Here is a 24658-nt window from a genome sequence, read left to right on the forward strand (position 1 = left end):
ACTCCGGACACTGCGGGTATGAACCGCATGCTCTAGCCAACTGAGCTATGCCGCCGCTGGTGGGCAGGGATGGATTCGAACCATCGTAATCCGAAGATGACAGATTTACAGTCTGTTCCCTTTAACCACTCGGGCACCTACCCATGAACGCTTCGCCGTAAGACGAAACATTATTATTATAGCGGCTTTTATACGGACTGTCAAGCGGGAATTTCACCTTCTCAAAATGCCCAGTTTACGCTTACACCGCCTGTGAATCCCTCTCGCTTGCCCTGCCAGCCGCTGAGGTTGACATCGTAGCTGATGCGGCTCTTCTTCGGTGCGAAGCGGTAACCAAGTTCGAGCATACCGCTTGCGCCCTTGAGCGTCGGGCTGGGCGTCGCCATGCCTTGATAGGCGGCGCGCGCTTCGCCGTTGAACTCATACTCCCATGCAAGACCTGCATAGAACTTGCCGTCGGCGCCCATGTCGTGCGCATAGCGTGCGCCAAGGCGCAAGCGATGCGAATCGACGGCGTCAAAGTCGTAGTCCTCGCCGGTCGAGAGTTTGCCGCTCGTACCGTTCTGGTGCGAGTAGAAATACTTGACGTATGTTTCGAGCGTATCGCCCGCCTTGAGCTGCATCTTCTTCCCTGCGCTCAGATGAATTGCATAGTAGGGATTCGTGATGTCATAGCTCGCAGTCCTCGAAGAGACGCTGCCCGTGTAGTCGCTCTTGATGCTGCCGGCTCTAAGGCTGCCTTCAACGTAGACGCCGTTCTTCATATCCTGCCTTGCGAGAACGCCTGCGCCGATGTAACTCGTCTTACCGCCGCCGTGCGTGCCGTCGTCAAGGTAGGAGTCATACGTCGCCCTGCCGTATTCAACGAAGGGACCGAAGAGCAGTTCGCCGTTCTTCTGCTCCTGTTTGCGTGCAAAACCGACGTTCAGCATGTAGCCGTGCGTATCGACGTAGGAGCCGGAATGGATGCGCATGGATGCGCCGCCCTGCGCCGCCCATGCGGTGTAGTCGCCCGTCTGCATGTTCGCCGCTGCCGCCGCCTTTGCGTTTGGCGCCGCCTTGCTCGCTACGGGTGCAGCTTCTCCCTTCGCGTTGACATTGGCGGCGGCTGCCGCTTCGACGGCAGCGGCGATGCCCGTATCCGTGAGCATGTTCATGCCGCCGCTCAATACATCCGTCGCCGTCGTTCTCGTCTCGACAAGGGATTTCGTACTGCCTTTGATCTCAACATTTTCGACAGCGGCAATCAGCTCATCCGTCCCCTTCTTCTGCACGCGGAACTTATAGTCGAGCGATACCCCCTGCGTGCCCGTGACCTCGCCTGCAATCTTCTCGTCGGTCGTCAGAACACCGCCCTCGGCGACCTTCATGAGGCTGAATACATCGGTCTTTTTGAGCGCCTTCGCCGCACCTGAGAGATCGAGATCGACATTCAGCCCCTTGATGCTCTTCTCCTTGACGCCGAGCCGCAGCATCGTCGTCATGGAGGATTTCGCTCCTGCGGGCAGATAGAACTTGAGGTTCTGGACGCCCATGAAGTCGCCGATCTGCGTGCCGGCGGCGCGGATGGCGAGGATGTTCGCCTTGCCGCCGGCGGCAAGAGCCGCCGTGCCGCCTGTGACCACGCCCTTGATCTTCGTACCGGAGAGGTTGATGATGTTGCCCTCGGTCTTTTTACCCGAGCCGCCATAGACGTTCGCGCCGATGTTGACCGCACCGAGGTTGAGGATATTGCCCGAAGCTTCGCCTTGCGCGGCATGACCGCCGTAGATTTGCGCCTGCGTGTCCTTTTGCACCTCGACGATATTCTTTGTGGCGCTGCCCGCGCCCTCGACGAAGCCGCCGTAAGCGTTCTTGAGCGTGCCGCCCGCGAGAACAAGCGTGTTGCCCGTGACCGCGCCCCGGGCGCTCAAGCCGCCGTACGCGGCGTCGGTGAGCGTGCCGCCTTTGACGGTCAGCTTGTTCTTCTGCACGGTGTTGCCGACGATGGAGCGTCCGCCCCATGCCGCCTTGTTGTCGCCCGTCTCATAGACGGCGTCGGCGTTGTTCTGGAAGCGGAAGCCGCGCACAACGACTTTCTCCGCCGCCGCTCCCTTCGCCGTGTCGGCTTCCTTGGCAATCGCGTACTCGTAGTCGCCGACAGTCTTTTCCTTCGCCTTGTCATAGGTCGTGCCGAAGTCAAGTCCCTTCGCGTTCGCCATCAGCGAGAACAGTTCTTCACGCGCTGCGCCCGTAAGCGTCCGGAGTTTCCCTTCGTCAAGACCTGCGGCTTCGAGCTTCTGCCAGTCAAGCCCCGTCGTCGCTGCACCGCCCTTGAGCGTCAGCAGCGTATCGCCGGCTTTCGCCATGCTTGTATCGAAGTGGAGCTTTTCAAAGTTCTTGATATTTCCCGCGCTCTGCACACCCTTGATGTTCAGCGTATTTCCTGTCGCGTCGCTGCTGCCGCCGTAGATCGTGCCCGTGACCGTGCCGCCTGAGAAGTTCACAGTGTTGCCCGTCGTCTTGCCCGCCGACCAGCCGCCGTAAGCATCCTTGAGCGTGCCTCCCGTGATCGTCAGCGTGTTGCCCGTCGCGTCGTTGCCGATGAGAGAGCGTCCGCCCCATGCTGCATCGTGTACGCCGTCGGCTTCGCCGTATGTCGCCGTGTTGCCGCGGAAGCGATAGACGTCGGCATGGACGGCCTTTGCCTGTGCCGTATGCGTATCCGTGTCGATGACGCTCTCGTAATCGCCTTTGGTCACGCCCTTGGCGCCGATGGGCGCATAGGTGTCAACGCCACCCTTGCGGAAATCGATGCCTTTTTCATTTGCCATGAGCGTTAAATGATACGCTTCATAGCTCTTGACCGCAGGCTTGAAGTCGCCGCTCAAAGTGACATTCTTCCAATCAAGTCCCTCGGTCTTTGCCGCGCCGTCGAGCGTCAAGAGCGTCGTGCCGCTCGCCATCGTATTTCTGACGTGGAACTTAACGCTTTCGAAGTTCTTGATATTGCCCGCCGTGAGCTTGCCGCTGACATTCAAGGTGTTGCCCGTAACGTCGGCGTCGCTGCTGCCGCCGTAGATCGTGCCCGTGACCTTCGCGCCGTCGGCGACGTCGTGGAACACGCCCTTATCGTCCGTATAGCCGATGTTGACGGTGTTCTTCGTCGTCTTGCCCGTGCCGCGCGTGTAGCCACCGTAGACGTTCTTCGCCGTGCCGCCCGCGATGTTGACAGTATTTTCCGCCGCATCCGCTGCGTTCGCCGCGCTGCCGACGTAACCGCCGTAGACCTCTTCGAGCGTTCCCTTGCCCGTGCCCAAAAGATTCACGGTATTCTTGACGGCGCCGCCCGCCGTGCCTTCCGAGCGTCCGCCCGAGACGTACTTGAGCGTTTTGCCCTCGGAGATGCCCTTAAGCGTGAACTTGTTGTTTTCCGCCGTATTCCCGCCATAGGAGACGCCGGCGTAGGTCTTGGCGTTGTTGTCGCCATTTTGATAAGTGACATCGCCGTTCTTGAATCGGTTCACGTCGATGAGGACGGCGCTCGCCACGCTCGTATTCGTATCCGTGCGTTGGACGACTTCATAATCGCCGCTCACTGCATGATTCTTCGCCGCATAGTTCGAGAACTTCAGCTTGCCTGTCGCCGTACTCTTCATCAGCGTGATCGCGCCGAGCGTCTTGTCGGCGGAAAGTTTCGATGTGTCGATCTTTACCTTGTTCCAGTCCGCCGTCTGTCCGTCAAATCCTTCCGCAAGCGTCAGCATCGTACCGCGGCTCTTGGTGAAGCTGTCGTCGATGACCCCGCTCTTCGGCTTGTCGGCGGCGATATGATCGGTCAGATGGAACGTGTAGTTCTCGAAGTTCTGCGCCTTCTTTGCCGACGCATCCTTGACCATGACGTTGAGCGTATTGCCCGTGACGTCGTCCGCCTTGTTGCCGCCCGCGAGCGTCGCATGTTCGAGGTTGGCTCCTGCCGCAAGCGTCGCCGCCGATCCGTCGCCGATGTTGACGGTGTTGTCCGTCGTTTTGCCCGCGCCTGCGGTGTAGCCGCCGTAGACGGCGGTCGTGACCGTGCCCCCCGTAAGCGTCACCTTGTTGCCCGTGACCGCACTGTTATTTGCAGCCTTATCAACGTAGCCGCCATAGACATTGGCAAGCGAACCGCCCGTGATCTTCGCCGTGTTGCCCTTCGAACCGCCCGTATCGCCCATCGTCTTGCCGCCATAAGCGTTCGTACCCGTAGCTGTGCCCGTGACCGTCAGCGTATTGCCCTCGGTCGTATTGCCAAAGGCGGAATAGCCGCCGACCGCTTCGCCCATCGATGCCACCGTATAGGTGACGCGACCATCCTTGAAGCGGTTGACATCGTAGAGCACTTCCTTCGCCGTCGCTGTGCCCGTATCCGTGCGCAGCCCCGTCTCATAGACGCCGCCATAGACAGCATAGCGTGCGGCGTAGTCGCTGAATTTCAAGGAGTTGTCCGCCGCCCGCATCAGGGTGTAGGTGTTCTTTCCCTGGATCTTCGCAGCATCCTTCGCCGTCGTGACATTCGAGAGGTCTGCCGTGACATTCGACCATTTCACCTTGACGTCCGAGTTGTCAGCGGAAACCTTGCCGAAACCGCCCGCTTCCGTCAAATTCAGCAACGGCGCAGTCTTCGTCGTATCGTCATGCAAGCGGAAGTTGAACTTCTCGACATTGCGCACCTTCTTGAGCGTCACACCGTCCTTCGCCTGGACATTGAGCGTATTGCCCGCGATCTTCGCATCCGTGTTGGCAAATGTCTGGATGTTGTAACTCGTACCCCAGACTTCCGCCCCCGAAAGATCCGCCGTATACTTGCCCGCGTCATCGCCGAGATTGATGATGTTCTTGTTCGACGTGCTCGTCAAAAGGCGCGTATCGCCGCCGATGACGTAGCCCGTGACCTTGCCGCCCGTGATCGTGACGTCGTTGCCCGACATATTGCCCGTCGCCGTGCTTTTGCCGCCGCCGCCGACGACTGCAGTCTGCACCGTGCCGCCCTTGATGAAGACGTGGTTGCCCGTCGCGCTCGCCGCGTTCTTGACATAGCCGCCGTAGACCGCGCCGAACGTGCCGCTCTTAATCGTCGCGGTATTATCTGCCGCCTTTGCCGTCGCCTCCTGCGAGGCGGTATAGCCGCCGAAGACGTTGGAGATTGCGCCCGTTCCCGTCTTCTCGACCGTCACGCTGTTCTTGACGGAGTCGCCCTTCGCGCCCGCCGTCTTGCCGCCGTATGCGGATGTGACATTGCCAGCGAGGTTCGTCACCGTCAGATGATTGTTCTTCGTCGTATTTCCTGCATAGGAAATACCGCCGTAAATTTCGGTCGAGCCATCTGCAAGCTGTGTCGCCGGCTTCGATCCGTCATACGTCGCATTGGCATTATTTTGAAACCGATTGTAGTCGAGAACGACCTTCGTCGCCGTACCCGTATTCGTATCCGTGCGCAGCGCCGTCTCATAGTCGCCGTTTGTCGCGGCAGTCGTCTTATTGCGTCCCGCATAGTTCGAGAATTTCAATCCGTTCGCCGTACCCGTGAGAAGCGTCGCCTTGCCGATGACCGTACTGCCCGAGAGTTTCGACGTATCGACATCGAGCTTCGTCCAGTCAAACAGATTGCCGCCGTTAAAGCCATTATTCTCGGTCAGCGTCAGCATCGAGCCGCCGTTTTTCGCGATGTCATCATTGAGTTGGAACGTATAGTTCGCAAAGTTCTTGGCAGACTTCGCCGTGATATTCTTCGCACGGACGTTGAGTGTTGCACCCGTGCCGGACGCATTGTCGCCGTGAAGCGCCGCATTCTTGAGATTCGCCGTATATGCGCCGTCCTCTGCGCCGAGGTTCACGGTATTGCCCGAGGCGCTGGCGCCGGAGCCGTCCGACTTGCCGCCGTAGACATTCCCGCTGACCGTGCCGCCCGTGATGGTCACGGTGTTCTCGTTCGCCTTATGTCCGACGCCGCCCGCAACTTCGGTATTGACCGTGCCGCCCGAGAAATTCACAACGTTGTCCTTGACCGCGCCCTTGCCTACATCGTGACCGCCATAGAGCTTGTTGACCGTGCCCTTCTTCATATTGGCGACGTTGCCCGAGACTTCGCCTGTATTGTTCGCATTCTCGGCTTTGCCCGCATACGCCTCGTCGATCGTATCGCTGTCATTTGCAAGTTCGATATTCAGCGTATTTTTCTTGACGTCGCCCGTCGCGCCCTTGTTGATGCCGCCGAAAGCAGACTTCGGATCGTTCGCGGCTTTCAGTCCCTTGACCGTCAGCTGATTGTCCGTCGTCGTATGTCCATCATAGGAAACGCCGCCATAGATCTCGTTGTTGATCGTCTCTGCCGTGCCATCATACGTCACACGTCCGCCCTTGAAACGATTGACTTCATATAGGACGGAAGTCGCCGCAGCATTCCCCGTATCTGTGCGCAGACGGCTTTCGTGTGTGTCCGTTGCTGTGTAGGTTCTCGTGTTGTAGCCCGTGAAATGCAGCGCGTTTGCTGTCGCACTCTTTAAGAGAGTCACACGACGCACGCCGTGGACATTGGAAACATAGTCTGCAGAAAGTCCCGAACGGTCGACGGTGATCTTACTCCAATCCACGCCCGTCCCGCTGAAATCTCCTGCATCCGCAACGGAAAGCATCGTATCGCCATTTTCGAAGGATTCGTTCAGCTTGAACTTGTAGTTCTCGAAGTTGTTGACGGACTTGACTGTAATATTCTTCGCATTGACATTGAGTGTGTTGCCCGTCGCCGCCTTGTTGCCGCCATAGATCTCACTCGCCGAGAGCGTCGCAGCAGAGAGATCCGTATGCGTGTCGTCGCCGAGGTTGACGGTGTTGTTCTCCGTCGTGCCGCTTGAATGCCACGAGTATGCACCATAAATTGCCTTGCTGAATGTACCGCCTGTAATCGTAACCGTGTTATTGTTTGCGGCAAATGTCTTAGCGGTATAGGCGGCATTGTTATCGCCGCCTGCGCCGCCATAGACCGTACCCTTGATCGTACCGCCCGTGATCGTGAGGATATTTCCCGTGACCGTGCCGTACTTATCGGAGTAGCCGGCATAAGCGTTTTGTTCTAACGTACCGCCTGAGATTGTAACCTTGTTTTCCGTTACCGTCCCACCGGTCAACGCATATCCGCCGTTGATATTCTTTTTGACCGTACCGTTCGAGAACGTGACCTCGTTTCCTGTCACCGTACCGCTGTCATTGGAGTAGCCTCCATATACGAATTGCTCGACCGTACCACCCGAGATCGTAACCTTGTTCTTTGTCAGCGTACCGCTCTGCGTATCATAGCCGCCGTTGACGCTCTGCTTGACCGTGGTCGTATCGCCCGAGATCGCGACCTCATTCTCCGTGGCTGTTCCGCCCGCAATAAAACCACCGTTCAAAAAACCATTGACCGTGCCGCCCGAGATTTCGATGATATTCTTCGTCGCCTTACCGTTCGTGCCCGACGTTTCCGCGCCGATGATGTTTCGCGTGACCGTGCCGCCTGTCATGAAGACCTTGTTGCCCGTCACGGTCGAATCGACTTTTCCGATCCCGCCCGTGACGAACTGCTTCAGCGTACCGCCCTCGATATGAACTTCGTTCCCCTCTGCCGTGCCCGTGCCATTCACCCAGCCGCCGTAGACATTCTGCTCTGCGCTTCCGGTGACGGTCACAACATTCCCTTGTGCCGTGACATCTGCATAGCCGCCGTAGACAATCTTTTCTGCCGTTCCACCTAGGGTCACTTTATTCGTTTTTGCTGTATTTTTCGCAAAGCCTCCATAGACGAAATTCTTCGTGGTGCTGCCGCTCTCAATGGTTGCACTATTGCCCTCTGCCTTGCTGTCCGCCTTCGTCGCCCAGCCGCCAAAGACATAGTTGACCGTACTTGTGTCCGCAATCGTAACATGATTGTTTGTCGAATCACCCGTACCATCGGTACGACCGCCGATAACATTCAAACTCGTATTGTTCGTATTCGTGATCTTGATCTTGTTGTTCGTCGTCGTATTGCCGAGACTCGAATAGCCGCCATAGACATACGATCCTGCGGCGTTGTTCACCGTCGCGTCGGCGTTCTTGAAGCGGTCGACATTCGCCTTGATGAGCTTCGAAGATCGGCTCCCCATAAAGTTACTGCCATCCGCCTCCATGTGGTACTCATAGTCGCCTGTCGTACCCTTTCTTCCGCCGGTCGTATAGTTTCCGATCTTCATATCCGAGCCGGAATATGCGAAGAGCAGATTAATATTCCCGATACGCCCGTATTTTGTCTTGTCCGTATCGTTTTCCTTGCCCGTCAGAGAGAAGTTCTCCCAGTCAAATGCCTTGCCGTAGCCCAACCCGAAGTTACCCGTGTCCATCGTCAGCATGGTAGAACCTGCTGTGACCGATTTCGTCAGGTTGAAGTTGATCTTCTGGAAGTTGCGAACTATCTCCAGACGAATGCCCGAGGCATTAACATTCAGCGTATTGCCCCTGATCTTATCGCTGTCATTACCCTGTACCTGTCCGCCGTAGCTCGTTCCCCAGATTTCCGCACGATTGAGATTGGCACTGAAATTGCCATTTTCATCGCCGAGGTTGACAATATTGCCATTCGATGTACTTGAAAGAGAACGCGAATCGCCCGCATAGATCTTGTTGTTGTTGTTCAGTGCGCCGCCCGTGATGGTGACGGTATTATTCGACATATTGCCCGTTACGCCATTCCTACCGCCGCCGCCGATGATGACGCCGCCCGAGGAAAATATGCCGCCGTTGATGTTGACGATATTGCCCGTGGCGCTGCTACTTCCGGCTTGCGCCAGTCCGCCCCACACATAGTTCAATTTACCGCCTGTAACCGTGACGGTGTTCCCCTGTGCACTGCCCGACGCACCCGTGGTCGTTCCACCGACCAGCGAGGTCGCCGTGCCGTCCTTGAATATGACCGTATTCTTCGATGCCGTCCCCGTAGCAATACCGCCGTAGATCGTTCCATCGGAACGGGTCAGCTTAATGCTGTTGACCGTAACGACATTCTCCGTCGCATTCGCAGAGCTACCACCGGCAACATTGCCGCCGATGACAGGATGATCGCCGCCGCCCTCCGCGCCGATCGTGACTGTATTGTTGTCCGTATCACCGCCGTTGACATCGCCGCTCTGATCTTCCCCGACGCCAACTGTCACATTTGCCGCATACGCTGTCGACATGCCCCAGAGCGTACCGCCGTCCGACGAGAGCAAGTGTCCCCCCCCGCTAGACAGGGCGAGTGTCACCATGACTGCAAGTCTTCTACGCATCTTACCTTTACTAAGCATTTTGACTTAATTCCTCCTTGTGAACTCTAAGGGAATCTTCTTGACTCCCCGCTGAAGCGGCAATTCTCTGCATTCCTTCCATCATTATTTTACCAATAAATAATGACTTTTAATATCAATCATTCGAATAATACCATTATCCCATCTCCTTTGTCTAGTATTTTTTCATGAATCTCAAACAAATGAATTCATTTCATAATTCGCGGAAAAATCATTCTATATTCCACCTTGCCCATTCTTCAAAAACAGGTTAAAATTTAACAAGACAACATCATACTAGAGAACAGGGGGGAGAATCATCATGCACCGATCCGAGCAAGTTAATCTGTACTTGCTTTCTCGGCATTTTTCCATTATGGTATAGATAACGATTTTCAGTGATTTAGAGGAGGTAAAGCTCATGTCACTCAGCAAGGACGTCTTCATGCAGAACATGCAGCGGTTTGGCGGCGCGATGTATACACCCGTCATCCTGTTCGCGTTCTTCGGTCTGACGGTGGCGGTATCCATCGTCTGCAAGAATCCCGGTCTTTTCGGCAGCATCGCCGACAAGGGAACGCTGTGGTACGATTTCTGGTATATCGTCGAGCAGGGCGCGTGGACGGTGTTCGCACAGATGCCGATTCTCTTCGCCATCGCCGTCCCCATCGGCTTCGCGAAGAAAGAGCCTGCGCGCTGCGCTATGGAATCGTTCGTCATCTACATGCTGTTCAACTATTTCATCTCGGCGATCCTCACACTGCACGGCAACGCGTTCGGCGTAGACTTCACGCAGCCGGCGGGTGCGGGCACGGGCCTCGCGATGATCGCGAACGTCAAGACGCTCGACATGGGTATGCTCGGCGCGATCTTCATCGCGTGCTGCACGGCGTATCTGCACAATCGCTTCTACGACACAAATATCCCCGACTGGCTCGGCATCTTCAAAGGTCCCGCTTTCGTCGTCGCCGTCGGCTTCGCCGTCATGATCCCGATGGCGCTCGTATTCTGCTTCGTCTGGCCGATGGTGCAGCATGCGATCGAGCAGTTCCAATTCTTCCTCAAGACGAGCGGCATCGTCGGTGTCTGGGCGTATACGTTTTCGGAGAAGATCCTGCTTCCCGCAGGACTTCATCACTTCATCTACCTGCCGTTCATCTTCGGTCCCGCGATTGTTGACGGCGGCATCCAAGCGTACTGGCTCGGTCATATCAACGACTTCATGACGAGCGCACAGTCTTTGCGCGAGCTTTTCCCCGAGGGCGGCTTCGCGCTGCACGGCAGCGGCAAGGTCTTCGGTCTTCCCGGCGCGGCGCTCGCCATCTACGCCTGCGCCAAGCCCGAGAAGCGCAAGAAGACGGCGGCGCTCCTCATTCCCGCGACGGTCACGGCGATGCTCTGCGGCATCACGGAGCCTCTGGAGTTCACGTTCCTCTTCGTCGCGCCGCTGCTCTTCGCCGTCCACGCCGTCCTCTCTGCGACGCTTTCGGCGACGCTCTATGCCATCGGGCTTTCGGGCAACTTCGGCGGCGGTCTCATCGACGCTTTCGTGCAGAATTGGATTCCGCTCTTCTCCTATCATTACACGACGTACATCCTGCAAATCGCCGTCGGCCTGTGCTTCACCGCCATCTACTTCTTCGTCTTCCGCTGGCTCATTCGCTTCAAGGACTACAAGACGCCGGGCAGGACGGACGATGACGTCGAGGACAAGCTCTTCACGAAGGCGGACTACAAAGCGAAGCAGGCGAACGGCGCAGCGGCAGATGCAGCGCCCGGCATGAAGCTTGATGAGCGTGACGTAAAGGCAAAAGCGTTCCTCGAAGGGCTCGGCGGCTCCGCGAACATCAAGGACGTCACGAACTGCGCGACGCGCCTGCGCGTGACAGTCAACGATCCCGACCTCGTGCAGCCGATCGCCGTGTTCACACAGGCAGGCGCCCACGGTCTCGTGCGCAACGGACATGCGTTCCAGGTCATCGTCGGACTCTCCGTGCCGCAGGTGCGCGAGCGCTTCGAGGCGCTTCTCACAGCGCCCGCATCCGATGCGACAGAAATCGCCGTCGGCACGGAAAAATCCCTCGCTTTCGCTGCGGTCGCCGATGGCAAAGTCATCGACATGAGCGAAGTCAAGGATGAAATGTTCTCGCAGAAGATGATGGGCGACGGTGTCGCTGTCGAGCCGACGGGCAATCTCGTCGTCGCGCCCGCCGACGCAGAGGTCACGATGGTCATGGAAGATTCCCTGCACGCCGTCGGGCTTCGCCTCGCAAACGGCGCGGAAATGCTCATCCACATCGGCGTCGACACAGTGAAGCTCGGCGGCAAAGGCTTCGAGCTTCTCGTCCATGCGGGCGATAAGGTCGCTCAAGGCGCACCGCTCGTGAAGTTTGACCGCGCGACGATCAAGGAAGCCGGCTATCAAGATACGGTCATCATGGCAGTCACAAACTCAGGCGAGTACCCGCTGATGAAGAAGCACACAGGCATGACGGCAGAAGCCGGTAAGACGGACGTCCTAACCTTCTGACGCACGACAAGTCTCGCATCCCATGCCCGCACGGCAGGGGGATGCATGGAAAGGAAAAACGCATGAAAGCAACGAAATGGTGGCAGAACACCGCCGTCTACCAGATCTATCCGAAGAGCTTCAACGACACGCGCGGCAAGGGTACGGGCGATATTCGCGGCATCACGGAAAAGCTCGACTATCTGAAGTCGCTCGGCGCAGGCGCACTTTGGCTTACGCCCGTCTACCCCTCGCCGATGATCGACAACGGCTATGACATCAGCGACTATTGTGACATCAACCCCGACTTCGGCACACTCGCCGACATGGAAGAGCTGATCGCCGAAGCCAAGAAGCGCGGCATGCGCATCGTCATGGATCTCGTCTACAACCACACTTCCGATCAGCACCCGTGGTTCCTGGAGTCAAAGAAGAGCCGCACGAACGCGAAGAGCGACTGGTATATATGGCGCGACGCCAAGCCGGACGGCAGCGCCCCGACGAACTGGCGCGGCATCTTCGGCGGCTCTGCGTGGACGTACAGCGAGGAGCGCGGTCAATACTACCTGCACACCTTCGCCGAAGCGCAGCCCGACCTCAACTGGGAGAATCCCGAGGTCCGTGAAGCGCTCTTCGCCGCCGCAAACTTCTGGCTCGCGAAGGGCGTCGGCGGCTTTCGCATCGACGCCATCACCTACATCAAAAAGCCCGCCGTCTTTACCGACGGCGAGCCGGACGCGGCGGACGGCATGACGAGCGTCCACGAGATGACGGCGAACACGCCGGGCATCCTCGACTTCCTGCACGAGTTCCGCGCACGCGTCTTCGACGGACACGACATCTTCACCGTCGGCGAGGCGAACGGCGTCACACCCGAGGAACTGCCGCTCTGGGTCGGCGAAAACGGCGTCTTCTCCATGCTCTTCGAATTCAGCCACGTCCTCGTTCCCTACGAGGGCGGCGAATGCTGGCACAAGGCGCAGCCGTGGCCGCTCACGAAGCTCAAGCGCGCGCTCACGAAGAGCCAGCACGCCACCGCCAAGGAAGGCTGGTTTCCCATCTACTTCGAGAACCACGACCGCGCACGCTCCGTCGACTACTTCTTCCCCAAGGGCGCGGACAAGACGCTCGCGGCAAAGGCGCTCGCCGCCGTCCTCTTCACGCTGCGCGGCACGCCCTTCATCTACGAGGGCGAAGAACTCGGCATGACGAACGTGGCTTGGGACTCCATCGACGCCTACGACGACATTTCGTCGCACGGCCAGTACGCGCTCGCTTTAGAAGATGGCGTCTCCAAGGAAAACGCGCTGGGCTTCGTCCACTTCAACAGCCGCGACAACGCACGCACGCCGATGCAGTGGACGGCAGAAAGACACGCGGGCTTCACGAGCGGCACACCGTGGCTGCCCGTCAACGAGAACTATCGCACGCTCAACGCCGCCGCCGAGGAAAAGGACGCCGATTCCGTGCTGCACTTCTACCGCCATCTCGCCAAGCTGCGCAAGACGATCCCTGCGCTTTTGGACGGCGTATACGAAGAGCTTCTTACGGAAAACGAGCAAATCTATGCGTTCTCGCGCACACTGGGAAAGACGCGCATCAAGACGGCGGTCAATTTCAGCACAAAAGACGCGGCGCTTCCCGCAGGCTTCCTTCGCGGCACGCGCCTTGCCGGAAGCTATGCGGACGCGCCGACAACTGCGCTTCGTCCATTGGAAGCTGTGATTTACGAGGAGGAGATACGATGAAGGTAGCTGCAAGCGATTACGACGGGACGCTCCTCAGGGGCGGCAAGATCGACGAAGAAACGCTGCAGGCCGTCAAGAAGTGGCGTGCGGCAGGCAACAAGTTCGGCGTCGTCTCCGGACGCGACTACGGTATGCTCGTACCGCAGCTTCGCGCGTTCGGACTGGAATTTGACTATACGGTCTGCAACAACGGCGGCATCATCCGCGACGCAGAAGAAAAAGTGCGCTTCCAAGCCGAGATCGGGCCTGCCGCTTTGTCGGCAATCGCCAAGGAACCTTTGGCGCAGAAATCTTTCCACTTCGCCTTTTCGGCAGCCGATGTGACATACCTTTGCCACCAGTCGGAAGGTTCGTGGATCGAGCGCGAAGCAAAGGAATGGGACTTCCCTATCATCTACATCGAAGAAGCCGAGATCGGCACGCTCAAGAAGATCCAGCAATTTTCTATGGGCTTCCCGCTTCCCGCCGAATCCGACGCCTGCGCCGCCGCGCTCAACGCGAAACTCGGCGCGAAGATCCACGCCTACCCGAACGCCTGCAGCCTAGACATCACGCCCGTCGGCGTCGGCAAGGATCAGGGCATACGCACACTGCTCTCCGTCATGGGCTGGGACGGTGCAGAAATCTTCGCCATCGGCGACGAAACGAACGACCTGCCGATGCTCAAAGCATTCGACGGCTATACGCTGACGACGGCACGAGAAGCGATTCAGAAGCAGGCGAAACAGGCTTTTTCCAGCGTCGGAGCCATGCTCAAACAATATTTAGTATAAAAGAAGATCTTTCTGTAGGCGAGGCGATGTCGTCTTGCCTACAAAACATAGTATACGAGGAGGAGCAGCCATGACTATGGACAAGAAGAAATACGACGAGGTGCTCGCCGCCTTCAGCATCAGCGACGACGAGCTTCAGAAGATTTCCGCCGCCTTCGAGGCGGAGATGCAGACGGGACTTAAGGGCGAAGATTCCACACTGCGAATGCTGCGCTCCTACGTCGCCCTGCCGACGGGCAAGGAAATCGGCGATTTCCTCGCGCTCGATTTCGGCGGCACGAACGTACGCGCCCTGCACATCCTGCTGCACGGCGGCGGCAGGTACCAGGTCATTAAGAAGGCGGCGAAGCCTCTGACCGAGCCGGGCGTCTACGACTATGTATCGGAAAGCGCCACCGCCGAGGAGATGTTCGACTTCCTCGCCGAACTCATCGACGAAGCCATCGAGAGCAACCGCTCGACGACGTACCTGCTCGGTCACACTTTCTCCTTCCCGTCGGTGCAGACCGACCTCTACAACGCCAAACTCATCACTTGGACGAAGGAGTTCGCGACGCAAGGCGTCGAGGGCAAGGTCGTCAACGACCTTCTGAAAGAAGCGCTCGCACGGCGCGGCGCACGAAACGTCATCCCCGTCGCCGTCATCAACGACACCGTCGCCACGCTCCTTGCCGCCGCCTACAAGAAGCCGAACGCCTACATCGGCTCGATCTACGCCACGGGACAGAACACCTGCTACTTTGAGGAGTTCAAAGAGGGTTCCGAGCCGCCCACCGTCATCAACATGGAATCGGGCGGCTTCGGCAAGCTGTGCCCGACGAAGTATGACAGGCACATCGACGAAACCTCTGAAAAGCCCGGCGCACAGCACCTCGAAAAGATGGTCTCGGGACGCTACCTCGGCGAAATCTACGGCGAGGCGCTCTCCGACATTCTCGGCAAGAACAATCCTTTCTCCTTCACGAGCATCGACCTTTCCACCATCGTCGCCGACGCCTACCTCGACCGCCACGAAGCCGCTGCCATCCTCGAAGAAAAGACCGGCGAGAATTTCAACGCGCTTGAGCTGCACCTGCTGCAGACCCTCGCCGCCGTCATCATCGCCCGCTCCGCCCGCCTCGTCGCCGCGACCTTCGCCGGCATCGTGCGCCATCGCGCACATGGCGCGGCAATCCCGGAGCAGCACATCGCCATCGACGGCTCCGTCTATGAGAAGATGCCCCTCGTCGCCGAAAACCTCAAGAAAGCACTCGCAGCCCTCCTCGGCGACGACGCCGAAAAGATCCACATCGTCCTCGAAAACACCGGCTCCGCCCTCGGCGCCGCCCTAGCCGCCGCCATGACGATGGAAGGATAAGTCATCAACCATCCCGTGCAGTTTTCAAAAGCACGGGATGTTTTTTATAGGGAAGAATCATGCTATAATGTAGCAGGGAGGTGTATCGTCTTGCCAACAAAAACCATCGCACACGATCTTCAACAAAAATTTGAGTTTTACAGCTACGGGCACGCCCTTGCGATACTCAGTCACTCCTTCCCGACAGAATGGACGGAACTGCAAGATTGCCTTAGAAAATTAGAAATATCGGTCGATGATTTGAAGCAGCAGGGAGGCAACGAAACAAACATTCCTAAAAAATTCGATGAAGTTCTCTATCCATACGGCTGGAGAGAAATACGCATCACAGGCGATCTTGTCGTAAAACTTTATCCGAGACAAGCCGCACAACGTGGTCGCTTTTCCTCCGAACCTTTTGATAAAAAGACCATTGCCAATCACATTGATGGTCATAATATCGACTTTATCAAAGGCAAGGTCGCCTTCGATCTGGAATGGAACAGCAAAGATCAAACATTTGATCGTGATCTTCTCGCTATGCGCACATATTTCGACTGTGGTTTGATTGACGTCGGCGTCATCGTGACACGCACAGCAGAACTCAACGACATATTTCGCGAAATCAATGATGAAAACGGTAAACCCTTACTCCGTAAATACGGCGCATCAACAACATGGATGGGGAAGCTCATCCCGCGTCTTGATTCACGCCGCAACGGCGGCTGCCCTATCCTTGCTGTCGGTATCAAAAAAGCCTGTGTGAAGGGATATACGAATGAATGATGTAGATTTCAAAAAAACTATAGCTGATTTTTCTTCCTTTACAAAAGGAAAAAAATACCAAACCATCTATGCAGATCCACCTTGGCAATTCCAAAACCGCACGGGAAAAATGGCGCCGGAACATAAGCGCCTGCACCGCTATGCCACCATGACCTTAGATGAAATCAAGCGTTTGCCGGTGCAGGACATTACCGATGAAAAAGCCCATCTTTATCTATGGGTGCCAAATGCCCTTCTGCCCGACGGTCTTGCCGTCATGCAGGCATGGGGTTTTACCTATAAGACAAATATTATATGGGAAAAAATTCGCCACGACGGGCAGCCTGACGGACGCGGCGTCGGCTTCTATTTTCGCAATGTCACGGAAATCCTGCTCTTCGGCATCAAAGGAAAGAACAATCGAACCCTAGCCCCCGCTCGCAGACAAGTCAACCTTCTTCGCACAAAAAAACGTGAACACTCGCGCAAGCCGGACGAGTTTATCTCCTTGATTGAAAGCTGTTCCAACGGTCCATACATCGAACTTTTCGCTCGCGGCGACCGCGAGGCATGGGATATGTGGGGCAATCAAGCCTTTGCCGACTACGCACCCGACTGGAACACGTATGCAAACCACACAACCGCTGTCACTCTGCCGAAACCGAACATCGCCACGACAGAAGAACAACGTCTTTTCTCTATTCCCTAGCGAATATTCTCTCACAAAACTTCCTCCAGCGTCCAAAACGTAAGTGCAGCATTTCATGCACGCACGAAAGGAAACACCCTCATGCAATACACAGCGCATTACGCGTCGCCGTTCGGCTCCATCACCCTCGCCAGCGACGGCACATCCCTCGTCGGACTTTGGTTCGACGGACAGAAATATTTCGCCGCCACACTCGAAGATGAGCACAAGCAAAAAAGCCTCCCCATATTCGTAGAGACTTTCCGTTGGCTCGATCTCTATTTCAGCGGCAAGAAGCCGAACTTTCTGCCGCCGCTCGCGCCAAAAGCCACGCCGTTTCGCAAAAAGGTCTGGGACGTCCTCCTCTCGATTCCCTACGGAGAAACGACGACCTATGGCGAAATCGCCGCCCGCATCGGCATGAAAAAAGCCGCTCACGCCGTCGGCGGCGCAGTCGCGCACAACCCGATCTCCATCATCGTCCCCTGCCACCGCGTCGTCGGCACGAACGGTAGCCTAACCGGCTATGCCGACGGCATCGACAAGAAGGTGAAACTCTTAGAGCTTGAAGGCGTAGATATGACGCGCTTCTTTATCCCTTGATCCCCATGCTATCGACGCGGTTACTCGAAGTTTTCCTTTCAAGAAAATATTTTCTCAAATCTCTTTTTTATGATTTTAATGCATAATGTTATTTCTGAATACCACGACCTTTACTGCTCGTTTCATAAGACTTCATCTCCTTTTCCTGATTCTCAACATCCTTTGCGAATGCCCTTGTGCCGTTCATTCCTTATATAAGCGAAAACCCTAGCAAGCATACTGTAGTAAATGACAGGCAGACAAAATTTTCCCTTAGGTATCCGCATAATTTCTTTTTTCACAGATTGGAGATTTCTTTATGAAAAAACTTGCATCACCCATCCTAGCCGCTCTCTTGCTCTCCTCACTCGCACCTCTCCCAAGCGCCGTCCCTCTCGCCCCCACCGCCGCCCATGCAGCGGCGCAGCCCGACACGATCAGAGAGTATACACGTCCGGCAAAAACAGCGAACAGCAAATACAACGACCGCTCCGTCGAAGCCCCCGTTTCATGGCTCATCGTCGAAGACCATCGTCTTGAAGCCTGCAACGCCGCCGGCAAGTGCGTGACCTACAGCAGCCATCCGATCCTTCGCATCAACGGCGAAGGACGCACTGCTCTCGCACACAGTCTTGATACTTGGAGCAAACAGGAAGCGCAAGATGCAAAAAAGGGCTTCGATTTTACCTATGAATGCAAAAAAGGCGACCTTAAACGCGGCTTTCTCAAAGAGACCGCTTACTTCGACTACTCCGTCATCGCGAAGTGGGGACGCGTCGATGAACACATGATCAGCTTCTGCCTCTTCGGCATCTCCTACGCCGGCGGTGCACACCCGATGCACGGCAAGGGCGGCATGACCTTCGACGCAAAGACAGGAAAAGAAGTCGGTCTCGCTGCGATTGTCTCGAACCGCGAGACTTTGCTCCAAGCACTTGCCGCCGCCTTCCGCACCCAATACCCAAATCGTGAAGAGGAGCTCTTCGCTTATGACATTGACAAGCAGCTAGAACGGATCCATCCTGCCGGAAAAGGACTCGATACCTTCTCGTGGTACATGGGCACACGCGGCGAACTCGTCTTTCTCTACTCACCCTACGCCCTCGCGCCCTATGCCTCCGGCGACTTCACACTCACCATCAAGCGCGAGGACGCCCCTGAGCTTTTCACCAAGGCTTATCCATTGAAATGACAAAGAAGGCGCGATCTGTAGTTTGGCTACAGACCGCGCCTGCTATTTTTTGGCACGCAGGCATCCATCACCGCAATCGCAACTCTTCACACGGTGTATGCCGAATAAACTTTCAGGACATATGTTCAGCCATCACGCGAAACGGCATATTTTGTTTTCGCACCCGATTTCAGTGATGACACATCAAAACGTCAACCTGTACATATGCCTCACGCCTTACAGAGACTTGGCCAATCCGTCTGCGTCCATGGCTTGACTTCTTAGGTTCTCATGGCAATATCGACATACTCCCATTTGAGGTTTTCCTTTATTTAGCAGCAACTGGGCAGTGAGCCAACCGTTGCTGATGTCACGGCTCCACAATATTGAACATGCCGGATTTCCGACCGAGCTCAGTCAGATTGGCCGCCAGTCTTTGCAGCAAAGCTGCATCTCCCTTGATTTTTGCCTTCCGGGCAAATGCATTGTAATCCATGAGCAGCAGGAGCATCGTCTTGGAGCTGCATTCAACCGTCGTGTCCGCAGGAGCTTTTCCCGCATCCTCCGCATGGAGAAGGACGCCGTCCACAAGATAGGCTCTGTAATATTTGCCGAGATCTTCGATATGGAAAAGAATCTCGGCATCCCGGTTTGCCATAGCCTTCTTATCCAGCAGGATATCCATGTAGTCGAATGCCATCTCCGGTGTAAGCTGGCGCATGAGAGCACGGCCAAATTCACCGCCGCTCCTAGGCCGTTTTGTCCTATTGCCCTTCCTCAGTTCAAGCGCACCGGTCAGATAGCAGTTGCGCCATGTGCCGGATTCTGCCTGATAGCCCAGCTGTTCGAGCGCGTCTGCACAGAGAAGTCTTGCCTCCCGATTGGAAGGATCTGCGAATACGAGCTGATTAGTGAATTCGGCAACCCACTGGTATTCCCCCTTGGCGAAATCCCGCTTCGCCTGCGCAAGGCAGGCATCCATGCTGCCAAGCTCCAGATATTGTGCCATCTTCTTCGCGCTTTGCTCGGCAGGAAGTCTGCAAAGATTCACCGGGTTGGCGTCATAGTAACCCATATATTTCTGATAGACCGCCATGGCATTGTGCGCCGGCGTCCCATAATACGGCCTTGTATACCAATTTTTAGAAAGCCGCTCCGGCAGCTGCAGCATATTTTCGATTTCCACGCCGTTATACCCCTGGTTGATATAGGTCAATGACTGATCATTGATGTACTTGTACACCGCAGCGGTATTCAGCATATAATCGCGGATGACCTCTTTGCCCCAATGCGGCCAGTTGTGCGACTGGAAGACAACCTCCGTTCGATCGGCATACCGCGACATCGCTTCCATGATATATTTCGCCCATGCATTTCCGTCGCGCACCTCAGCGCCGCGCAGAGTGTACAGGTTATGGAGCGTTGCCGTGCAGTTCTCTGCGGCCCAGAGCGCCTTGTAGCGCGGGAAGTATATGTTCATCTCGGCAGGAGCTTCCGTTCCGGGAGTCAGCTGGAATTCCATCTCCACGCCGTCAATCGTGATTTTTTCGCCGGTCTTCTTTACCTCGTACGACGGCACGACAAAGGATACCGTCCCCTTGGACTGCCCCATGCCGATGCCGATTGACAGCGCGCCCGTCGGGGATTTGTCGATAAGCGTACCGTACTGATAGTTTGCACGCCTCCCCATGGCCTTGCCCGCATAAAGATTCTCTTCCACCGCATGAGTGGTAAATCCTTCCGGAACGATGAGCGGAATCTTGCCGCCTGCAAGCTGCTTCTCGATAGGAAGGGAGGCGTCCGCAACCGTTTTATCGTTCACGAAAGCCCCGACACCGCCGAAATGGTCTATATGAGGATGCGAGATAATGACTGCTTTGATCGGTTTCTCCCCGAGATGTTGTTTGACGAGATCGAGAGCTGCCCCTGCACATTCGATGCCCATCGTCGTATCGAGTACGATCCAGCCGGTATCGCCCGCCACGAGGGTGAGATTCGCCATGTCGTACCCGCGCACTTGGTAGATTCCCTTTTCCACCTCGAAAAGACCATAGGCATGGTTGTTTTTGGCATTTTCCCAAAGGCTCGGATTGACGGTATCAGGACTCTCCGCTGCGTCTTCCAGAAAACCATACGCTTTCTGGCTCCATACGATATTGCCGTAGGAATCCTTGATCTCCAGCTTTTCAGGCGAGGCAATCCGCCCTCTTTGGGCAAATTCCGCTTCCTGTCTGTCAGCAAAATCCAACAGGCTGTAAACAGACTCGTTCTTTTGTCGGGTAAATTCCGTCGCACCCTTTGAATCCGGTGTCAGTTCCTCTGCCGTCGCGCCGTTTCCCGCGCCCGCTTCCATATCCGCCGCCCCACAGGGTGCGGCAGCCAGCAGGATTGCAGCCGTCAGTGAAAGAATCACCTGGCCCGTTGCCTTCTTTTTCAATGTTCCTCTCTCCCCACATATCGCATACCATACCAAAATTCGTTTCTCCGTGATTCTTTCATAATGCATCCCAATCTACATGGTGCTTTAAAACGAACCAATACGCTTATACTATTATATCATAAATCAGCTGCAAGAGAAGAACCGATTGAAACGCAAGATCTTGGAAAGCGATATGCCCGCAGTAAATACCATAGAAAAAAGTTTATCCATCTTCAACCGACGGAGTACATCTGGCGAACTTCATTTTGTCGGTGCGCTCAAGCAAACTGCCCCCCTCACTCCTCCACCAGCCCCATAAAAGTCGCAAAGAACGCCTTGAGCTTTTCGATGACGCCCGCCTTCTTCTCGGCGCGAGCGCCGCCGAAGCGGCGAACGGGCGGCAGAATCGTATCAATCGCCGTGCCTGTCGTCTTGAACCTGCCGTCGCGCAGCGCGCTTCGGACGAACTTCTCCGTCTCCTCGGGCTTCAACTTCTCCTCCTGCACGATTTTCTCAAGCGCCTTTTCCTTCTCCGCATCGACATAGGTGCGCCAGTCCTCCATCACTTTCGTACTCGTATTGACCGTCGCGATGAAGCCGTCGATCAGCTCCTTCTTGCTCCGAAGCTCAGGACTTGCGCCGACGGCGCGGTCGATCGCGCCGATGATGCTCTTATCCAGGCCGTTCGATGCATGATACTTCTCCACGAGCAGCAGAATGTAGTCGATATGGATGTCCACCTGCCGGATCAATTCCAGCTCGAACACGACATCGTCGTTGATGTTCTCCTTCTCCGCATTTCCTGTGCCAGTCATCTCGCGATGAATGTCCAAGTACATGCTCTGGTAATCCTGCAAATCGCGCGGCGGCAGGAGCGGATCATTTTCCTCAAAATCGTCAAACGCCGTGAGAATGTTCCGCAGCCGCAGAATGCTGCCGAAGATGCGTACGAAATCCTTCTGCGCCTGCTCGCCCAAGATCGGCTCACCGACAGCAAACTTCTCGCGCAGCTCCAAGATAAGTTCCGCATAGCCCCTATGATGGCGGCCGCTCTCATCGTCATAGCCGTCGTAGTAGTCGCAAAAACCTCTCAGCAGCACGATGCTCTCGGCATTCTCATCACCGAAAAGCGAGATTGCATCATCCGTCGCTTTCGCCAGATTGCGAAAAGCAACGATATTGCCAAACGTCTTGACCGAATTCAAAATGCGGTTCGTGCGTGAAAACGCTTGAATCAGCCCGTGGTACTTGAGGTTCTTATCCACCCAAAGCGTGTTGAGCGTCGTCGCGTCAAAGCCCGTGAGGAACATATTGACGACGATGAGCAAATCGATCTCGCGCTTCTTCATTCGCTGAGAAAGATCCTTGTAATAATTCTGGAAGGAATCCCCGTCCGTCGAAAAATTCGTAGAAAAACGCGCATTATAGTCCGCAATCGCGTCCGAAAGAAAGTCGCGGCTCGTGCGGTCAAGCCCCGCCGTATCAAAATCCTCATCGGGCAAAGCGTCCTCGGGATCGTCCTCGTTCGCCGCATAGCTGAAAATCGTCGCAACCGCAAGGTCGCGCCCCGCCGCTGTCAGCTGACGCTTGAACTCCTCGTAATACTTCATGCAGACAGGAATCGACGCGACCGCGAACATCGAATTGAACCCCAAGACGCGCTGCCCCTTGAGCGAATACGCCTTGCCGCGCATCGTCTTCTGATCGAAATGCGCGAGGATATATTCCGTCACGGCACGAATGCGTTCGGGCGCGGCAAGCGCCTTCTCACGGTCGATGGCACGCACTTCCTTGTCCTCGATCTCCGCCTTGCTCTTCATCGTGTTGATGTAATCAATGCGAAACGGCAGCACATTGCCGTCGTTGATGGCGTTCACAATCGTATAGGTGTGGAGCTTATCGCCGAAAAGCTGCGGCGTCGTCCGCGCCGAAGGCTTGCCCGCGCCCGACGCATTCGGCGCGAAAATCGGCGTGCCCGTAAAGCCGAAGATATGATACTTCTTGAACGCCTTCGCAATCGCCGTGTGCATATCGCCGAACTGCGAGCGATGGCACTCATCGAAAATCAGCACGACATGCTTGCCGTAGATTGCGTGCGTCTTGTTCTGCTTAATGAACATGGCGAGCTTCTGAATCGTCGTGACGACGATCCGCGCCGCATCATTCGCGAGCTGCCCCGCGAGCACGCGCGTCGACGTATTGCCGTTCGCCGCGCCCTTTTCAAAGCGGTCGTATTCCCTCATCGTCTGATAGTCAAGATCCTTGCGGTCGACCACGAAGAGCACCTTATCAATATCCGGCAGTCCTGCGGCAAGCTGCGCCGTCTTGAACGAAGTCAGCGTCTTACCCGAACCCGTCGTGTGCCAGATATAGCCGCCGCCCTCGATCTTGCCCCAAGTCTTATAATTCGACGCGATCTTGATGCGCGACAAAATGCGCTCCGTCGCCGCAATCTGGTACGGACGCATGAGCATCAGCACCTCTTCCGTCGTAAAGATCGAGTAGCGCGTCAAGACGGCAAGCAACGTATGCTTGGCAAGGAACGTGCGTCCAAAATCCATGAGATCGGTGATGAGGCGGTTGCTCGCATCCGCCCAAAACGACGTGAACTCAAAACTGTTGCTCGTCTTCTTGCTCGCCCTGCGCCCCGCCGCATCCATCTCGCGGATATGACTTGCACGCGTCGTATTGGAATAATACTTCGTATTCGTCCCGTTCGAAATGATGAAAACCTGCACATACTCGTACAGTCCCGCACCCGCCCAAAAACTGTCGCGCTGGTAGCGATTGATCTGATTGAACGCCTGGCGAATCTCCACGCCGCGCCGCTTGAGCTCCAAATGCACGAGCGGCAAGCCGTTGACGAGGATCGTCACATCGTAGCGATTTGCATGAGCCGCTGCATTCTCTGCTTGAGCGTCCGCACCGCCCTCCACCGCATATTGGTTGATGACCTGCAAACGATTGTGGTAGATGTTCTCCTTGTCAATCAGCTTGATGTTCTTCGTCGTTCCGTCATCGCGCCGAAGATTCTGAATGTAATCCGTCTGAATGCGCCGCGTCTTCTCTGCAATGCCGTCGCCTGCAGGCGCGATCGACGCCTTGAAGAACCTCTCCCACTCCGCATCGCTGAACGCATACTCGTTGAGCGCCGAAAGCTGCTCCCGAAGATTCGCGATCAGCTCCGCCTCGTCATGAATCCGAAGATATGTATAGCCTTCCTCTTCCAGCAGAGCGATCAAAGCCCGCTCAAGCGCCGCCTCCGACTGATACGCCGCATACGGCGCACGCTCCTCGCGAACATACTGCGCGAGCACCGTGCTCTCTTCTGCGCTTGCAATTAGGTTGTAGTACATGGGTATCCCTCGTTTCAT

The 24658-nt window shown here is 56.1% G+C and carries 11 protein-coding genes and 1 tRNA gene; 8 read left to right on the top strand and 4 right to left on the bottom strand.

Annotation, left to right across the window (positions count from 1 at the left end; translation table 11 throughout):
* Nucleotides 1-57 precede the first annotated feature (57 nt).
* Together ACO5Z0_RS09315 and ACO5Z0_RS09320 are read right to left on the bottom strand one after the other, a co-directional pair.
* Nucleotides 58-143 (bottom strand) — tRNA-Tyr (locus ACO5Z0_RS09315).
* Nucleotides 144-221: 78 nt separating this feature from the next.
* Nucleotides 222-9296, bottom strand: coding sequence for a hypothetical protein (locus ACO5Z0_RS09320; protein WP_485650074.1), 9075 nt, complete (start codon nt 9294-9296; stop codon nt 222-224).
* Between the two features lie 418 nt (nt 9297-9714).
* On the opposite strand from ACO5Z0_RS09320, the gene ACO5Z0_RS09325 reads away from it, so the two are divergent.
* The 8 genes from ACO5Z0_RS09325 (at nt 9715) to ACO5Z0_RS09360 (ending at nt 18886) form a co-directional block, all read left to right on the top strand.
* Nucleotides 9715-11823: an alpha-glucoside-specific PTS transporter subunit IIBC gene (locus ACO5Z0_RS09325; RefSeq protein ID WP_485650075.1), complete on the top strand. Its 2109-nt coding sequence runs from the start codon at nt 9715-9717 to the stop codon at nt 11821-11823.
* 62 nt (nt 11824-11885) lie between these two features.
* Nucleotides 11886-13550, top strand: a complete 1665-nt coding sequence (locus ACO5Z0_RS09330; RefSeq protein WP_485650076.1) for a glycoside hydrolase family 13 protein — start codon at nt 11886-11888, stop codon at nt 13548-13550.
* Entirely contained in the window at nt 13547-14323 is a 777-nt protein-coding gene (locus ACO5Z0_RS09335; RefSeq protein WP_485650077.1) for an HAD-IIB family hydrolase, read from the top strand. Before ACO5Z0_RS09330 ends, ACO5Z0_RS09335 begins: the two co-directional genes overlap by 4 nt.
* Before the next feature lie 70 nt (nt 14324-14393).
* Nucleotides 14394-15680: a hexokinase family protein gene (locus ACO5Z0_RS09340; RefSeq protein ID WP_485650078.1), complete on the top strand. Its 1287-nt coding sequence runs from the start codon at nt 14394-14396 to the stop codon at nt 15678-15680.
* A gap of 90 nt (nt 15681-15770) precedes the next feature.
* A complete protein-coding gene (locus tag ACO5Z0_RS09345; protein WP_485650079.1) occupies nt 15771-16445 on the top strand; it encodes a BglII/BstYI family type II restriction endonuclease in 675 nt (224 codons plus the stop codon).
* Nucleotides 16438-17133, top strand: a complete 696-nt coding sequence (locus ACO5Z0_RS09350) for an MT-A70 family methyltransferase (protein ID WP_485650080.1) — start codon at nt 16438-16440, stop codon at nt 17131-17133. Before ACO5Z0_RS09345 ends, ACO5Z0_RS09350 begins: the two co-directional genes overlap by 8 nt.
* 81 nt (nt 17134-17214) lie before the next feature.
* Nucleotides 17215-17715 (top strand): methylated-DNA--[protein]-cysteine S-methyltransferase, encoded by a 501-nt coding sequence (locus tag ACO5Z0_RS09355; protein WP_485650081.1) that lies wholly within the window; start codon nt 17215-17217, stop codon nt 17713-17715.
* A 298-nt stretch (nt 17716-18013) separates the two neighbouring features.
* A complete protein-coding gene (locus tag ACO5Z0_RS09360) occupies nt 18014-18886 on the top strand; it encodes an RsiV family protein (protein ID WP_485650082.1) in 873 nt (290 codons plus the stop codon).
* A gap of 349 nt (nt 18887-19235) precedes the next feature.
* Here the strand turns inward: ACO5Z0_RS09360 and ACO5Z0_RS09365 are convergent, their stop codons facing one another.
* Together ACO5Z0_RS09365 and ACO5Z0_RS09370 are read right to left on the bottom strand one after the other, a co-directional pair.
* Nucleotides 19236-21302, bottom strand: coding sequence for an alkyl/aryl-sulfatase (locus tag ACO5Z0_RS09365; RefSeq protein ID WP_485650083.1), 2067 nt, complete (start codon nt 21300-21302; stop codon nt 19236-19238).
* A 278-nt stretch (nt 21303-21580) separates the two neighbouring features.
* Complete coding sequence (locus ACO5Z0_RS09370) at nt 21581-24640, bottom strand: type I restriction endonuclease subunit R (RefSeq protein WP_485650084.1); 3060 nt, start codon at nt 24638-24640, stop codon at nt 21581-21583.
* Between the last annotated feature and the right edge of the window lie 18 nt (nt 24641-24658).

The sequence above is a fragment of the Selenomonas sp. genome (assembly GCF_057272215.1).

Bases quoted from the DNA above. Each gene is read 5' to 3' on its own strand.
- ACO5Z0_RS09370 (WP_485650084.1), bottom strand. From the start codon at position 24,640: ATGTACTACAACCTAATTGCAAGCGCAGAAGAGAGCACGGTGCTCGCG.
- ACO5Z0_RS09340 (WP_485650078.1), top strand. From the start codon at position 14,394: ATGACTATGGACAAGAAGAAATACGACGAGGTGCTCGCCGCCTTCAGC.
- ACO5Z0_RS09330 (WP_485650076.1), top strand. From the start codon at position 11,886: ATGAAAGCAACGAAATGGTGGCAGAACACCGCCGTCTACCAGATCTAT.
- ACO5Z0_RS09335 (WP_485650077.1), top strand. From the start codon at position 13,547: ATGAAGGTAGCTGCAAGCGATTACGACGGGACGCTCCTCAGGGGCGGC.
- ACO5Z0_RS09320 (WP_485650074.1), bottom strand. From the start codon at position 9,296: ATGCGTAGAAGACTTGCAGTCATGGTGACACTCGCCCTGTCTAGCGGG.
- ACO5Z0_RS09325 (WP_485650075.1), top strand. From the start codon at position 9,715: ATGTCACTCAGCAAGGACGTCTTCATGCAGAACATGCAGCGGTTTGGC.
- ACO5Z0_RS09355 (WP_485650081.1), top strand. From the start codon at position 17,215: ATGCAATACACAGCGCATTACGCGTCGCCGTTCGGCTCCATCACCCTC.
- ACO5Z0_RS09350 (WP_485650080.1), top strand. From the start codon at position 16,438: ATGAATGATGTAGATTTCAAAAAAACTATAGCTGATTTTTCTTCCTTT.
- ACO5Z0_RS09360 (WP_485650082.1), top strand. From the start codon at position 18,014: ATGAAAAAACTTGCATCACCCATCCTAGCCGCTCTCTTGCTCTCCTCA.